This window comes from Achromobacter sp. FW305-C-13 (genome assembly GCF_058783475.1).
Map to the genome: position 1 here is coordinate 1,963,774 of NZ_JBYSYN010000001.1, position 13,684 is coordinate 1,977,457.

At 65.1% G+C, this 13,684-nt stretch carries 16 protein-coding genes; 8 read left to right on the forward strand and 8 right to left on the reverse strand.

The window, feature by feature from the left end:
- Window positions 1–9 precede the first annotated feature (9 nt).
- Together AC3WMU_RS08775 and AC3WMU_RS08780 are read left to right on the forward strand one after the other, a co-directional pair.
- A complete protein-coding gene (locus tag AC3WMU_RS08775; RefSeq protein WP_006223370.1) occupies window positions 10–1,206 on the forward strand; it encodes a DUF1501 domain-containing protein in 1,197 nt (398 codons plus the stop codon).
- A gap of 93 nt (window positions 1,207–1,299) precedes the next feature.
- Complete coding sequence (locus AC3WMU_RS08780; protein WP_006223371.1) at window positions 1,300–1,791, forward strand: glutathione peroxidase; 492 nt, start codon at window positions 1,300–1,302, stop codon at window positions 1,789–1,791.
- Window positions 1,792–1,820: 29 nt separating this feature from the next.
- Here AC3WMU_RS08780 and AC3WMU_RS08785 read toward each other — a convergent pair whose 3' ends face one another.
- Window positions 1,821–2,288 carry an Lrp/AsnC family transcriptional regulator gene (locus AC3WMU_RS08785; protein ID WP_006223372.1) on the reverse strand — a complete coding sequence of 156 codons (468 nt, stop codon included), beginning with the start codon at window positions 2,286–2,288 and terminating at the stop codon, window positions 1,821–1,823.
- Between the two features lie 121 nt (window positions 2,289–2,409).
- Between AC3WMU_RS08785 and AC3WMU_RS08790 the strand changes: the two genes are divergently transcribed.
- The 6 genes from AC3WMU_RS08790 (at window position 2,410) to AC3WMU_RS08815 (ending at window position 6,573) form a co-directional block, all read left to right on the forward strand.
- Entirely contained in the window at window positions 2,410–3,321 is a 912-nt protein-coding gene (locus tag AC3WMU_RS08790; RefSeq protein WP_280027363.1) for a DMT family transporter, read from the forward strand.
- A 131-nt stretch (window positions 3,322–3,452) separates the two neighbouring features.
- Window positions 3,453–4,154: a glutathione S-transferase N-terminal domain-containing protein gene (locus AC3WMU_RS08795; protein WP_280027361.1), complete on the forward strand. Its 702-nt coding sequence runs from the start codon at window positions 3,453–3,455 to the stop codon at window positions 4,152–4,154.
- Between the two features lie 17 nt (window positions 4,155–4,171).
- Complete coding sequence (locus tag AC3WMU_RS08800) at window positions 4,172–4,636, forward strand: GNAT family N-acetyltransferase (protein WP_006223376.1); 465 nt, start codon at window positions 4,172–4,174, stop codon at window positions 4,634–4,636.
- Between the two features lie 30 nt (window positions 4,637–4,666).
- Window positions 4,667–4,942, forward strand: coding sequence for a lipoate-protein ligase small subunit (gene lplB / locus AC3WMU_RS08805; RefSeq protein WP_006223377.1), 276 nt, complete (start codon window positions 4,667–4,669; stop codon window positions 4,940–4,942).
- Window positions 4,939–5,715, forward strand: a complete 777-nt coding sequence (locus AC3WMU_RS08810) for a lipoate--protein ligase family protein (RefSeq protein WP_006223378.1) — start codon at window positions 4,939–4,941, stop codon at window positions 5,713–5,715. The genes lplB and AC3WMU_RS08810 overlap by 4 nt, the downstream gene beginning before the upstream one ends.
- A gap of 48 nt (window positions 5,716–5,763) precedes the next feature.
- Window positions 5,764–6,573, forward strand: coding sequence for an RsiV family protein (locus tag AC3WMU_RS08815; protein WP_315130994.1), 810 nt, complete (start codon window positions 5,764–5,766; stop codon window positions 6,571–6,573).
- Window positions 6,574–6,869: 296 nt separating this feature from the next.
- On the opposite strand, the gene AC3WMU_RS08820 is transcribed toward AC3WMU_RS08815, so the two are convergent.
- From AC3WMU_RS08820 to AC3WMU_RS08850, 7 genes are all read right to left on the reverse strand, one after another.
- Window positions 6,870–7,985: a porin gene (locus AC3WMU_RS08820; protein ID WP_280028504.1), complete on the reverse strand. Its 1,116-nt coding sequence runs from the start codon at window positions 7,983–7,985 to the stop codon at window positions 6,870–6,872.
- A gap of 291 nt (window positions 7,986–8,276) precedes the next feature.
- Window positions 8,277–8,756 (reverse strand): thioesterase family protein, encoded by a 480-nt coding sequence (locus AC3WMU_RS08825; protein ID WP_088588302.1) that lies wholly within the window; start codon window positions 8,754–8,756, stop codon window positions 8,277–8,279.
- 104 nt (window positions 8,757–8,860) lie between these two features.
- A complete protein-coding gene (locus AC3WMU_RS08830; RefSeq protein ID WP_006223382.1) occupies window positions 8,861–10,150 on the reverse strand; it encodes a Glu/Leu/Phe/Val family dehydrogenase in 1,290 nt (429 codons plus the stop codon).
- A gap of 273 nt (window positions 10,151–10,423) precedes the next feature.
- Complete coding sequence (gene hutG / locus AC3WMU_RS08835) at window positions 10,424–11,371, reverse strand: formimidoylglutamase (protein ID WP_492282195.1); 948 nt, start codon at window positions 11,369–11,371, stop codon at window positions 10,424–10,426.
- Window positions 11,368–12,156 (reverse strand): amino acid ABC transporter ATP-binding protein, encoded by a 789-nt coding sequence (locus AC3WMU_RS08840; protein ID WP_006223384.1) that lies wholly within the window; start codon window positions 12,154–12,156, stop codon window positions 11,368–11,370. The genes hutG and AC3WMU_RS08840 overlap by 4 nt, the downstream gene beginning before the upstream one ends.
- Complete coding sequence (locus AC3WMU_RS08845; protein WP_006223385.1) at window positions 12,153–12,821, reverse strand: amino acid ABC transporter permease; 669 nt, start codon at window positions 12,819–12,821, stop codon at window positions 12,153–12,155. The genes AC3WMU_RS08840 and AC3WMU_RS08845 overlap by 4 nt, the downstream gene beginning before the upstream one ends.
- Window positions 12,818–13,561 (reverse strand): transporter substrate-binding domain-containing protein, encoded by a 744-nt coding sequence (locus AC3WMU_RS08850; protein ID WP_006223386.1) that lies wholly within the window; start codon window positions 13,559–13,561, stop codon window positions 12,818–12,820. Before AC3WMU_RS08850 ends, AC3WMU_RS08845 begins: the two co-directional genes overlap by 4 nt.
- Window positions 13,562–13,684 lie beyond the last annotated feature (123 nt).

Below are 13,684 nucleotides of genomic sequence, written 5' to 3' on the forward strand. Positions count from 1 at the left end.
AGCCCCCTCATGGATCGACGCCGACTGCTTCAATTGATGGCTGCCGCCCCGCTGGTGCTGGGCGGCAGCCGGCTCTATGCCGCGCCTGCCGCGTCGGGCAACCGCTTGCTGGTGGTCTTCATGCGCGGCGCGTACGACGCGGCCAGCCTGCTGGTTCCCGCAAGCAGTGATTTCTACTATGAAGCGCGGCCCACCATCGCGATTCCCCGGCCGGGCGGCGGGCCCGGTTCCGCCCTGCCGCTTGCCGACGGCTGGGCCTTGCATCCGGCCCTGGCCGACAGCCTGCTGCCGTTCTATGAAAAGCGGCAGTTGGCCTTCGTGGCATTTGCCGGCACCGACGACCTCAGCCGCAGCCATTTCGAAACGCAGAACAGCATCGAGCGGGGACAGGCCTCTGGGAAAGGCGGCGACTACCGGTCGGGGTTCCTCAATCGGCTGACGACCGCGTTGAATGCCAAGCGCTCCCAACCCGCCGCCTTCACCTCAGACGTCCCGCAGATATTCCGAGGCGACACGCGCATCCCCAATATCGACTTGCTGGGAGCCGGACGCAAATCCCGCCTGAACGAAGAAGATGCCCGGGTGATCGCCTCGCTCTACGAGGGTACGGACCTGCACGCAGCCGTCACCGAAGGCCAACGCGTCATGGGCGCCGCGCGCGCAGAGATCGACGCCGAAATGCAGGCGGCCAACGGCAACGCCATCTCCACCGACAAGCTTGAACTGGAAATCCGCCGCATCGCCCGCTTCATGACCGACCGCTACAACCTGGGCTTTGTCGACGTGGGCGGCTGGGACACGCACGTGGGCCAAGGCGCCGCCACCGGCGCGCTGGCCAACCGCCTGGGCCAACTGGGCCGGGCGCTTGCCGCCTACGCCGACGCGATGGGCCCTGCGTGGCAACAGACCACCGTCGTCGTGATCAGCGAATTCGGCCGGACCTTTCGCGAAAACGGCAACAAGGGCACCGATCACGGGCATGGCACCGTGTACTGGGTGATGGGCGGCAATGTGCGCGGTGGTCGCATCGCGGGCCGGCAAGTCGCGGTCAAGCGCGACACCCTGTTCCAGGACCGCGACTATCCCGTGCTGAACGAATACCGCGCGGTCTTCGCCGGCCTGTTTTCGCGGCTGTACGGGCTGGACAAGGCGCGCCTGGCGCAGGTGTTTCCCGGCGTGGCCCCGCTGGATCTGAAGTTGGTCTGAGTTCCAGCGCCGGCGCCGGGCCAGGCGCTACACTCGACGGGCAAGCCAGCGCACTGGCGCCCTCGCGTCCAGACGCCTGACACAGGAGCCCGCATGAGCAATATCTTCGATTTCACGGCCCGCGACATCAACGGGGAGGACCAATCCCTGGACATCTACCGCGGCCGCGTGCTGCTGGTGGTGAACGTCGCCTCCAAGTGCGGCTTCACACCGCAATACGCGGGCCTGGAAGAACTCTACCGGTCGCTGCGCGACGACGGGCTGACAGTGCTGGGCTTTCCTTGCGACCAGTTCGGTCACCAGGAGCCCGGCGACGAGGCCGCGATCCGCAACTTCTGCTCGACCCAATACGACATCACCTTCCCGCTTTACGCCAAAGTGGACGTGAACGGCGCGGATGCGCATCCGCTGTACCGTTGGCTGAAGGGCGAAAAGCCCGGCGTCTTCGGCACCGAAGGCATCAAATGGAACTTCACCAAGTTCCTGGTGGGCCGCGACGGCCAGGTCATCAAGCGCTACGCACCGACGGACACGCCGGCGGGCCTGAAGGACGACATCGTCCGGGCGCTCTCTGCGCCGGTCTGAGCCGGCTCGCGGCTGGGGCCTAAACCGCCCTAGCGCAAGGGCGGCAGGCGCCGACGCACCGTGTGTGCCTTGACGATGGCGGTATTGGTTTCGGCGAACTCCGTCACGCGCTCAAGAATTCCGTCCAGGTGCGAAATCGACCGCAGCACCACGCGGGCGATGAAGCAATCATCGCCCGTCACCTTGTCGCATTCCACGAATTCCGGGATCTCCTGGATCAGCCCTTCCACATGCCGCAACTGCCCGGGCAAGGGCCGGATGCGCACAATGGCTTCCAACGTGTAGCCCAACGCTACCGGGTCCACATCCAACGTGTAGGCGCGTATCACGCCCGATTCCTCCAGCCGCCGCAGGCGGTCCGCCACGCTGGGCGCCGACATGCCCACCTGCCGGGCCAGGTCGGCCGTGGTGGTGCGCGCATTGGCCGACAGGGTCTCGACCAGGCGGCGGTCGATGCCATCCAGAACAGGGCTTTCGTTTTTTAGGTCGTTTTGCATAAATTCCACCTAAAAGAAGGTATGACGTTAAAAGCACCACACGAACATCATATAACCACCTTGATCTGCCTGGGATAATTTCTCCATCGTACATCGCGGACAGCCCGCCCGGAGAAAGCTCATGAATCCCGCATCAGAACGCCTCGGCCTGGCGCAAATGGCCGCCGCCATGACCCTGTCCGGCACACTGGGCGTGTTCGTCATCGAGTCCGGCCAAAGCGCCTGGAACGTCGTGTTCTTCCGCTGCGTCTTCGGCGCGTTGTCGTTGTTCCTGTATTGCTGGGCGCGCGGACTGCTCAGGCCCGGCCTGTTCACGGCCCGCACGCTGGCCCTGGCGCTTGCCGCCGGCGCTGCGCTGGTCCTGAACTGGGTGCTGCTGTTCTCGGCCTATCGGCTGGCGTCCATCTCGTTGGCCACGGCCGTCTACAACGTGCAGCCCTTCTTCCTGATCGGGCTGGGTGTGCTGTTCCTGGGCGAACGCCCTACACGCGGCAAGCTTGCCTGGTCGGTGGTGGCATTTGCCGGATTGCTGCTGGTGCTGCGCCTGTCGGAAACCGGGGGGGCTGGAGGCAGCGAATACCTGTCGGGGCTGATGCTGGGCCTGGGGGCCGCGGCCCTCTATGGCATCACCGCCATCATCGTCAAGCGGCTCAAGGGCATCCCGCCTCAGGTGCTGGCGCTGGTGCAGGTGACGCTTGGCGCCATCATGCTGCTGCCCATGGCGGATTTCAACGCCCTGCCCGCCGCGCCCTTGCAATGGGGCTACCTGGTCGCCCTGGGCCTGATCCACACCTGCCTGATGTACATACTGATGTATTCGGCCATCCAGAAGCTGCCCACCACGTCCACCGCCGCACTCAGTTTCATCTACCCTGCCGTGGCCATCATGCTGGACTTTCTGGTCTACGGCCACCGGATGGACGCCACGCAGGTCGTGGGCGTGGCGATGATCTTCCTGGCCGCCGCGGGCGTCAGCCTGAACTGGACCTGGCGCCTGCCGGGCCGCCCGCGCCCCGGCGCCGGCACGGCCTGACCGCGGCAGCGGCACCGGAAACCCGCACCCCGGCCCCGGTTATTCAGGGCGGGGCCAAGCCGTCCCCGCTATCATGGCTTTTCCATCCGCCGGCCCCCGCCGGCGGCGCCATGATTCCCAGGACGCTCCCCATGATCGATCTCTACTACTGGACCACCCCCAACGGCCACAAGATCACGCTGTTCCTTGAAGAAACCGGCCTGCCCTACAAGATCCACCCGGTGAACATCAGCCGCGGCGATCAGTTCAAACCCGAATTCCTGGCCATCGCGCCGAACAACCGCATTCCCGCCATCGTCGACCAGGCGCCCGCCGACGGCGGCGCGCCGATCTCGCTGTTCGAGTCTGGCGCCATCCTGCAGTATCTGGCCGAGAAGACCGGCCGCTTCCTGCCCGCCGACGTGCGCGGCCGCGCCGAAGTCTCGCAATGGCTGTTCTGGCAGATGGGTGGCCTGGGGCCCATGGCCGGCCAGAACCACCACTTCTCGGGCTATGCGCAAGAACGCATCGCCTACGCCATCGACCGCTATGTCAAAGAGACCAACCGCCTGTACGGTGTATTGAACAAGCGCCTGGCCGACCGCGAATTCGTGGCGGGCGAGTATTCCATCGCCGACATGGCCGCCTACCCCTGGATCGTGCCCCACGCCAAGCAAGGCCAGGACCTGAACGACTTCCCGCACCTGCAGCGCTGGTTCAACGCCATCGCCGCGCGACCCGCCACCCAACGCGCCTATGCGCTGGCCGACACCATCAATACCGCCCCGTCCATCAGCGACGAGGAGTCCCGCCGCATCCTGTTCGGCCAGACCGCGCAGCAAGTCACCCGCTGATTCGCCGGAGACCGCCCATGACAGCACCGAAACTGGCGTTCCGCCGCGCGCGCGCCGAAGACCTGCCGCATATCATCGCGATGCTGGCCGACGACGAATTGGGCGCCACGCGCGAAGACCCGTCCGTGCCGCCGAATCCGCGCTACATTGCCGCGTTTACCGCGATCAACCAGGATTCCAATCAATTCATGGCAGTGGTCGAGCAGGATTCCCACCTGGTCGGCTGTTTGCAGTTATCGTTCATACCCGGCCTGTCGCGGCAGGGCCAATGGCGCGGACAAATCGAGAGCGTGCGCATCGCCTCGTCTTACCGCAGCCAGGGCCTGGGACGCGCCATGTTCGAATGGGCGATTGAACAATGCCGCATCCAGGGATGCGGCCTGGTCCAGCTGACCACCGACCGCGCGCGTCCGGACGCGCGCCGGTTCTATGAAAGCCTGGGTTTCAAGGCCAGTCACGATGGCATGAAACTCAGCCTGTAGTGCAAGTAGATGATTTTGCAAGGAGCGCCCATGCATGGCGAATATAAAGTCCCCGGTGGCAAACTGGTCGTGGCGGATCTGGAAGTGCGCGACGGTCGCCTGGCCGACGTGCGTATCAGCGGCGACTTCTTTCTTGAACCGCCCGAAGCGCTTGAAGCCATCAACAATGGCCTGAACGGCATGCCGGCCGACGCCGGCGAACTGGAACTGGCGGTTGCCGTCCAATCGGCCCTGCCCGCCGATGCCGAACTGTTCGGCTTTTCCGCCGAGGCCGTCGCCGTCGTCCTGCGGAGGGCGCTCGCATGACGCGCACCGACTGGAACGACTACGACTGGCAACTGATCCACGAAGGCCCGCAGGAGCCGTCGCTGCACATGGCGCTGGACGCCGTCATCACTGATGAAGTCGGCGCCGGCCAGCGGCCGCCCACCTTGCGCATCTGGGAATGGTCCGCCCCCGCCGTGGTGATCGGCCGCTTCCAATCCCTGAAGAATGAAGTCGATCCCGAGGGCGCCAAGCGCCACGGCATCGAGGTCGTGCGCCGTGTAAGCGGTGGCGGCGCGATGTTCATCGAGCCCGGCAACTCCATCACCTATTCGCTCAGCGCGCCGCAAGCGCTGGTGCACGGCATGAGTTTCCAGGAATCCTATGCCTTCCTGGACGCCTGGGTGCTGACCGCGCTGCAGGGCCTGGGCATCAAGGCCTGGTATCAGCCCTTGAACGACATCGCCTCGGACATCGGCAAGATCGGCGGCGCCGCGCAAGCGCGCCGGGCCGGCGCCGTGCTGCACCACGTAACCATGTCCTATGACATCGACGCCGATAAAATGGTCGAAGTCTTGCGGATCGGCCGCGAAAAGCTATCCGACAAGGGCACCACCAGCGCCAAGAAGCGTGTCGACCCGCTGCGCACGCAGACCGGGCTGGCGCGCGAGGTCATCATCGACCGCATGGTGGAAACTTTTGCCGGCCTGCACCGTCTCACCCCCGGGCAGATCGGCAGCGACACGCTGGCGCGCGCCCGACAACAGGCCGAAGAGAAGTTCTCCACCCCTGAATGGACCGGCGTGGTGCCCTGACCGCCAAAGCCTGTTGCCATCAAGCCTAGATTTTGTGGAGGTAGTTCAATGCGTCGCACGTTCACGCCGCAAGGCGCGATAAGCGGTCTGATCCTGGGCGCTGCCCTATTGGCGCTTGCCGGCTGCGGCAGTGCGCCGCCGGCGAACATCACCCTGGCCAGCCCCACCTCCTCCACGCCGGAGAAGGTGGGGGACCTGTCCACCGAACGCATCAAATGGGCCTCGAACAAGCCCGGCTGCGAGGGCGACTGCCCGCGCATTGAAATCGACAGCGTGGCGTTTCCGGGCATCCCCAAGCTGACGGCGCTGGTGGATCACGTGCTGGCCTACATGACCGGCACCGACGCCAACCGCCGCGGCCCGTACAACACGCTGTCGGAGTACACGCAGTATTTCTGGTCGACGGCCCGTCCGCGCGACGCCACCTATTTCAAGGCCAGCGTCAAGGACACCGTGGGCGACATCGTGTCGATCGAACTGCACACCGAGCAGTTCCTGACCGGCGCCGCGCACGGCATCCCGGCCACGCAGTACTTGAACTGGGAACGCAGCCGCGACCGCGTCATGAGCCTGGACGAAGCGCTGATCCCTGGCCGTCGGGCCGAATACGTGGCGGCGCTGCAGCGCGCCCACGCTAAGTGGCTGACGGCCAATCCGGATGCCAAGCGGGACCCCGCGGCCTACAGCAAGATGTGGCCCTTCCAGGAAAGCGACAACTTCGCGCTGACGCGCGACGGCATCGTCGTGAAGTACGACGCCTATTCGATTGCGCCGTACTCGCATGGCGAGCCCGAGCTCAGCATCCCGTACGCGGACCTGCGCGGCATCTTCAAACCGGAGTTGCTGCCGAAGTCGTAGCCGATAGCGGTTGCGGCGAGCTGCAAGCAAGCCGTCGGGCGAGATGGTTTGCGCTCCCGATACGCGAAGGCCGGCAACAGGCATCTGCCTGTTGCCGGCCTTTTGCACGCGCCGCGGCGCGCAAGGTCTCTTCGAGACCGGGGTTCGGGTGAGCGGACTGAGGGTGGAGCTAGGGAGGTGGCCGCTTTTTTCGCGTCTATGGCCGGGTAAGACGCCCAGTCCGCTCAATGCAACCGCGGCCTGAAGGAGCCGGCGGCGCGCCGCAAGCGCGCCCGCCGCCGGCTCACGTCAGGCGCTTAGAAGCGGTGACGGATACCCACGATACCGACAGAGCTCTTCAGACCGTCGACAAACGCGAAGTCGGTGGCGTAGGAGCCCAGCGCGTACAGGTTGGTGCGCTTGGACAGGTTGTACGTGTAGCCGATGCTGTAGACGTTCATCGTCGACTCGTTGCCGGCCGTCAGCGGGTTGCTGCCGTTCGGGTCAGCACGCTGCCACGACGCCAGGATGCTGCTGGCGCCCAGCGGCACGGTCAGGCCGACCAGGTACGAGTTGGCCTTGAAGCCCGACACCGCGACGTTCGTGCCGAAGCTGGTCGCCGTGGGGCTGCCGCTGCCGAACGAGTTGACGCTTTGGCCGGTGAACCAGCCGTCGCGCGTCTGGCCGAAGCCCAACGCCAGCTTCACGACTTCAAAGTCGTACGCACCGGCGATCGTCCACGACTTGGGCGTGGCATCGGTGTTCAACTGGTTGGCGGGGTTCAGCTGGTCATACGTCAGCGCGACGTTCACCGGGCCGTTGACGTAGCGCAGGCCGGTCGTGATGGCGCGGGTGTTGTCGGCGGTCTTGAAGCCGGTTTGCGCGGCGGTGGTGTCAGCCGCGTTGAACGAGTAGCCGACGCCGAACTGGAAGCCGCTGAACGACGGGGTCGAGTACTGCACCATGTTGTCGTAGCGGACCGTGTTGGCGGCGCTGAAGGCCACGCCGACGTTGGCTTGGCCGTAGCTGCCGGCGAACGGCTCGATCGCGGCCAGGTACTTCGACGCGATGTTGGTCTGACGGCCGAATTCCAGCAGGCCCCAGGAATCGCTCTTCAGGCCGACGGTGGCTTGGCGGCCGAACAGGCGGCTGCTTTGGCCCGATTGGCCGTTGGCCGAGTTGAAGCCGCTTTCCAGCGTGAACACGGCGCTCAGGCCGTCGCCCAGGTCTTCGGCGCCGCGCAGGCCCCAACGCGAACCGCTCGACACGCCATTGACCATGCCGAACTTGGATTCTTTGTAATCGTTATTGCCTTTGATTTGCTGGAAGCCGATACCAGTATCGATCAGGCCGTACAGCGTCACCGAGGTTTCGGCTTGGGCCACGCCGGACAGGGCGGCGAACAGCGCGGTGACGAGCAGAGTCTTTTTCATTGCGTAATCCCTTTGATTGAACATACATGCGCAGGTGGCTGGGTTTGCATGGCAAACGGCGTGCGGCGCATGGCAGGAACGAATTCTAGGGACGCAATGTGTCAGTTTTCTAGACGCAAGGAAAACCCGTCCAAGATCTCGAAAAAAACGCCTACATGTGGCCTGAGCTCCACACCCGGGCTAAGTGTAGGGCGCGGTCGCAAGGCTGTCATCGGGGTGTGTTAACAAGCAACATTCGGCGCGGATGCCGGCACGCCTCCAAGATAGGACGTGCGTACCGGCGCCGGATGCTCAGCGAGCCCCCTGCAACGGCAGCAGCCGCCGGTAGCCTTTGGGTAGGGGGTGTTCGGCGTGTTCTGCCACCGTGCGCGCCAGCCGCGCTGCCAGCGCGTCCGGGAACGGCGTGGCGCGCCGCGTGTTCAGGTCGACGTGCAGCGACAACTGCTCCATCGTGGCCGCCAGATAGCCGTCGCGCGTTTGCGTCAGCTCCATCAGGCAGAGCAGCCGCTTGTTGTCGGACTCAAGCAGGCGCACCTGCAGCATCAGGGGATCCCCCTCCAGCACTTCCCGCAGGTAGGCCACGTGGACGTTCATCGTATAGATGCCGCAGCGCGTGGCCTCGGTATAGTCCAACCCGACACCCACCTGGCTGAGCAATTCGAATCCCACCCGGTCGAAGATGCCGACATAGTGGGCGGCGTTCAGATGGCCGTAGGCGTCGATCCAGGCGGGATCCACGGCAAGTGTCGTGGATGGCAAGTGTTGCGTCATGCGTATCTCCTGAAATGGAAATCGCCCCTTTCGGGGCGATTTCTGTTTTTGTCTCCCTCTACCTCCTCGACGAGTCGTTCAAGAACGCCTCGCCGATTCAGTCATCAAGGATACAGGCCGCGCACTTGGCGCGCTTGCAGGATCCGGGTGCAAGCCACGATGAACGCGGCAGTGCGCAACGTGACCTTGTGTTCCTTGGCCACTTGCGACACGGAGCCGTAGGCTTCGCGCATGATGCGTTCCAGGCGCTGGTTGATCTCTTCTTCGCTCCAGAAGAAGCTGGAGAAGTCCTGCACCCATTCAAAATAGGACACTGTCACGCCACCGGCGTTGGCCAGCACGTCCGGCACCACGTAGACGCCGTGTTCGGCCAGGATGTCGTCCGCTTCCGGGGTGGTCGGGCCGTTGGCGCCTTCCACCACGACCTTCGCGCGCACCTTGGGCGCGTTCTCGGCGGTGATCTGGCTTTCCAGGGCAGCCGGGATCAGGAATTCGGTTTCCAGCGTCCAGAATTCGTCCTTGTCGAAAGCCTGGCCGCCCGAGAAGCCGCCCACGCCGCCGTGCTGCGACACGTGCGACAGCAGCTTGTGGACGTCCAGCCCTTCGGGGTTGTGCACCGTGCCGGTATGATCCTGCGCGGCGATGACCTTCGCGCCGGCTTCATGGAACAGGCGGGCGGCGGTGCCGCCCACGTTGCCGAAGCCCTGCACGACCACGCGCGACTTCGAGACGTCGATGTTCAGGTCGCGGGCGGCTTCGCACGCCACGACGAACACGCCGCGGCCGGTCGCTTCGACACGGCCCAGGCTGCCGCCCAGCGCGATCGGCTTGCCGGTGACCACACCGGTGGCGGTCGCGCCTTCGTTCATGGAATAGGTGTCCATCATCCAGGCCATGGTCTGGGCGTTGGTGCCCACGTCAGGCGCGGGGATGTCTTTGGACGGACCCACGATCACACCGATTTCGCTGGTGTAGCGGCGCGTCATGCGCTCGAGTTCGGATTGCGACAGGTTGCGCGGATCGACACGGATGCCGCCCTTGGCGCCGCCGTAGGGCAGGTTCACCGCCGCGTTCTTGACCGACATCCAGGCGGCCAGCGCCATCACTTCGGACAGGGTCACATCCTGGTGGAAACGCACGCCGCCCTTGCCCGGGCCGCGCGACACGTTGTGCTGCACGCGATAGCCCTCGAAGTGGGCGATCGTGCCATTGTCCAGTTCGATCGGCACATCGACGATCAGCGCGCGCTTCGGGCGCTTCAGGGTCTCGACCCACCGGCTCAGCGTGCCGAGGTACGGGGTGACCCGGTCGACTTGTTGCAGGTAATTACCCCAGGGGCCGAGGTCATCGGCATTCAGATAAGACGGCAAGGCATGGGTGGGAGTTTGAGACATGAGCATGATCTCCTGACAAAGTTGCGCCATTTTATCCACGAAAGTTATAGCGTCCCCATTTAAATTTAAAATATATTAAATAGGGACATATAGCTGTTGCGGATACCGTACGGGTCACACGCCCGGTCTTGGAACTGCCCCTATCCTAAGCTCCCGTTCCGCAAGCGTCCAGCTTGCCCGGCCGCCGCTTCGCCGACGCGGGGCCACCCGCGCCGGCACGCAAAAAGGGGCGACCTCCCTGAGGAAGCCGCCCCTTGATCACCGCATCCGCCTTCAGGCCGACAGCAGTTGCCAGGCCAACCGGGCGGCCGCGCGGGCGCCGTGCCCGTCCACGTCGAAGCGCGGGCTGTACTCCGCCATATCGGCCAGCCGGAGCTTGCCGCTGGCTTTCACCCGCAGCACGATTTCCTCGATCACCGACATCGGCACCCCATAAGGCGCCGGGGCCGACACCCCGGGCATGACTGCCGCGGGCAACACGTCCAGGTCGATCGTCAGGTAGACATGGCGCGCGCGCGCCAGCAAGGCGTCCACGTTGGCCAGGCGGGCTTCAAGATGCCGTTCCTGCATGTCGTGGTCTTCGACCCAGACCGCGCCGACCTCGGCCGCCCGGGCGTACAGCGCGGGCGTATTGGCCAGCCGCGACACGCCCAGGCAGGCATATTGCAGCGCCTGCCCGCGCGCTTCGCAGTAGCGGGTGATCTGGTCGAACGGCGTGCCCGAACTGCCCGGACGGCCCGTGCGCAAGTCAAAGTGCGCGTCCAGGTTCAGCACCAGTACGGGGTCCGTGTCGCCACGGGCTTCCAGCCAGCGCGCCAGGCCCTGAAAGCTGCCCCAGGCGATCTCGTGGCCACCGCCCAGCACCAGCGGGCGGGCGCCCTGCCCCAGCAGGTCGGCCACGCGCAGACCCAGGCGTTCCTGGGCGTCTTCCAGCTGGTCGCCCACGCACGCCACGTCGCCCGCGTCCAGCAGTCGCGTCAAACCATGGGCAGGCAGGCCCGCCAGGAACTTGCGGATGCCGGCCGGGCCTTCGGCCGCGCCGACACGCCCCTGGTTACGCGCCACCCCGGCGTCGCAGGCAAACCCCAACAGCACGGGCTCGCCCTTTTCGACCTGCCCCGCGGCGGCCTCGACGATATGCGCCAGGCGGCGCGTGTCGCCTTGCTCGGCGCTATCGTCCCGCGCCTTCCACACGCTTTTATCCAATTGCGGGGAAGTCATGCCGCCGCCCCCTGCCCTGCGCTCAACACGGCTTGGAGGAATTCCCGGGTACGCGGTTCGCGCGGCTGGCTGAAGATCACCTCAGGCGGGCCGGATTCCAGGATCACCCCGCCGTCCATCACGGCCACGACGTCGGCCACGTCGCGGGCGAAGCCCATTTCGTGCGTCACGACCATCATCGTCATGCCTTCGCGGGCCAGCAGCTTCATCACCTGCAGCACTTCGCCCACCAGTTCCGGGTCCAGCGCCGACGTGGGTTCATCGAACAGCATGACCTTGGGCTGCATGGCCAGCGCCCGGGCGATCGCCACGCGCTGCTTCTGCCCGCCCGACAGGCTGGCCGGCATGGCGGCCGTCTTCTGCGACAGGCCAACCTTGCGCAGCAAGTCTTCCGCCAGTGCATTGGCCTCGTCGCGGCCCATGCCGCGCAGCTTGCGCGGACCGACCGTCACGTTCTCCAGCACCGACAGATGGGGAAACAGGTTGAAGCCCTGGAAGACCATGCCCACCTGCATGCGCAACTGGTTCAGTTGCGCCTCCGGCAGCAGCTGGCCGTGGTCCAGCAAGGTCTGGCCGCAGATATCCACGGTGCCGGCTTGCGCCACTTCCAACCCGTTGCAACAGCGCAGCAAGGTGCTTTTACCCGAACCGCTGGGCCCGATCACGACCACCACCTGCGAAGGCAGCACGTCGAAATCGATGCCCCGTAGCACGGCGTGGTCGCCGTAAGACTTGTGCAGGCCGCGGATGCGGATCATTTCCTGTGGATTGCCGAACTGGTTCATTGCACCATCCCTCCGGCGCGCAGGCGTTGTTCCACCTTGCGCAAAATCACCATGGCGGCGGTCGTCAGGACCAGATAGATCAATGCCACCACCAGATAGGTTTCCAGCGAGCGATACGACACGCTGATGATCTTCTGCCCTTCATGCATCAGATCGTGAATGGTCAACAACGACACCAGCGCGGAATTCTTGATCAGCGCGATGAACTCATTGCCCAGCGGCGGGATCATGCGCACCACCGCCTGCGGCAGGATGATGATGCGCATGGCCTGGCCGGATGACATGCCCAGTGAACGCGCCGCTTCCGTCTGGCCACGGTCGACCGACTGGATTGCGCCTCGCACGATTTCCGACACGTAGGCGCCGGAATACATGCCCAGGCCCAGCACGCCGCAGGCGAACGCCGGCAGCGTCACGCCGAACTGCGGCAGGCCGAAGAACCAGATGAACAGCTGCACCAGCAACGGGGTGCCGCGAAAGAACAGCAGATACGTGCTGCACAGGTGGTAGATGACGCGGCGCTGCGGGTTGAGCCGGCCGACGCCGACCAGCAGGCCGATGACGCAACCCAGCAGCAAGGCGCCGGCGGTCACCTCGACGGTGACCACCGCGCCGCGCAGTAGCGCGTCGAAGTCGGCAAAGACGGGAGAAAAATCCAGGTTCATTTCGCGGGCGCCTCGAACCACTTGGTCACGATGGCCTGATAGCTGCCGTCGCTCTTCAACTTCTGCAGCGCCGCGTTCAGCTCGCGCGTCAGTTCAGGCTTGTTCTTGGGCACGGCGATGCCGTAGTCCTCGGTGGTCACCTGGTCGTTCAGCACCGTCAGGCCCGTGGTGCTTTGCGCGAACAGCTTGGCGGCAGGCTTGCCCGTCACGGCGGCGTCGGCGCGGCCGATCTGCACCAGGTTGAACATTTCCTGGTTCTTTTCGACTTCCACGCGCTGCACGGCCGGGAAGTGGTCCTTCAGGTAGTTGACCGACTTCGTGCCGACCTGCACCGACACCTTGCGGCCGTCCAGGTCCTTCAGCGTCTTGATGGGGCTATCCGTCTTGGTCAGCACCACCAGCCCGCCCGCGTAGTACGGATCGGTGAAGTCCACGACCTTGCTGCGCTCGGGCGTGATGTAGATGGCGGACACGGCGATGTCGGCACGGCCGGCCTGCAAGGCGGGAATCAGGCCCTTGAAGTCGATGTCGATCCACTCGACTTTCTTGCCCATGGCGCCTGCCAGCGCTTCGACCAGCTCAATGTCGAAACCGGTGCGCTTGCCGTCTTTGACAAACTCCATCGGCGGGAAGGTGGCGTCAGTGACGGCGCGGATGGTTTCCTGGGCGTGCGCGGGGCCGGCGCTCCAGGCCAGGCCCAGCGTCAGGGCGGCGGTCAGCAATGTGCGGCGAGTGGTCATGGTCAGTCCTATGGGAAAGGGGTACGGCGATGAATACGGCGGATGAAATACGGCGGATGGGTACGGCGATGGTTGCGGTACAGCGTGGAATTCAAACTGGCGGGGCAAGCCGGAGCACGGCGG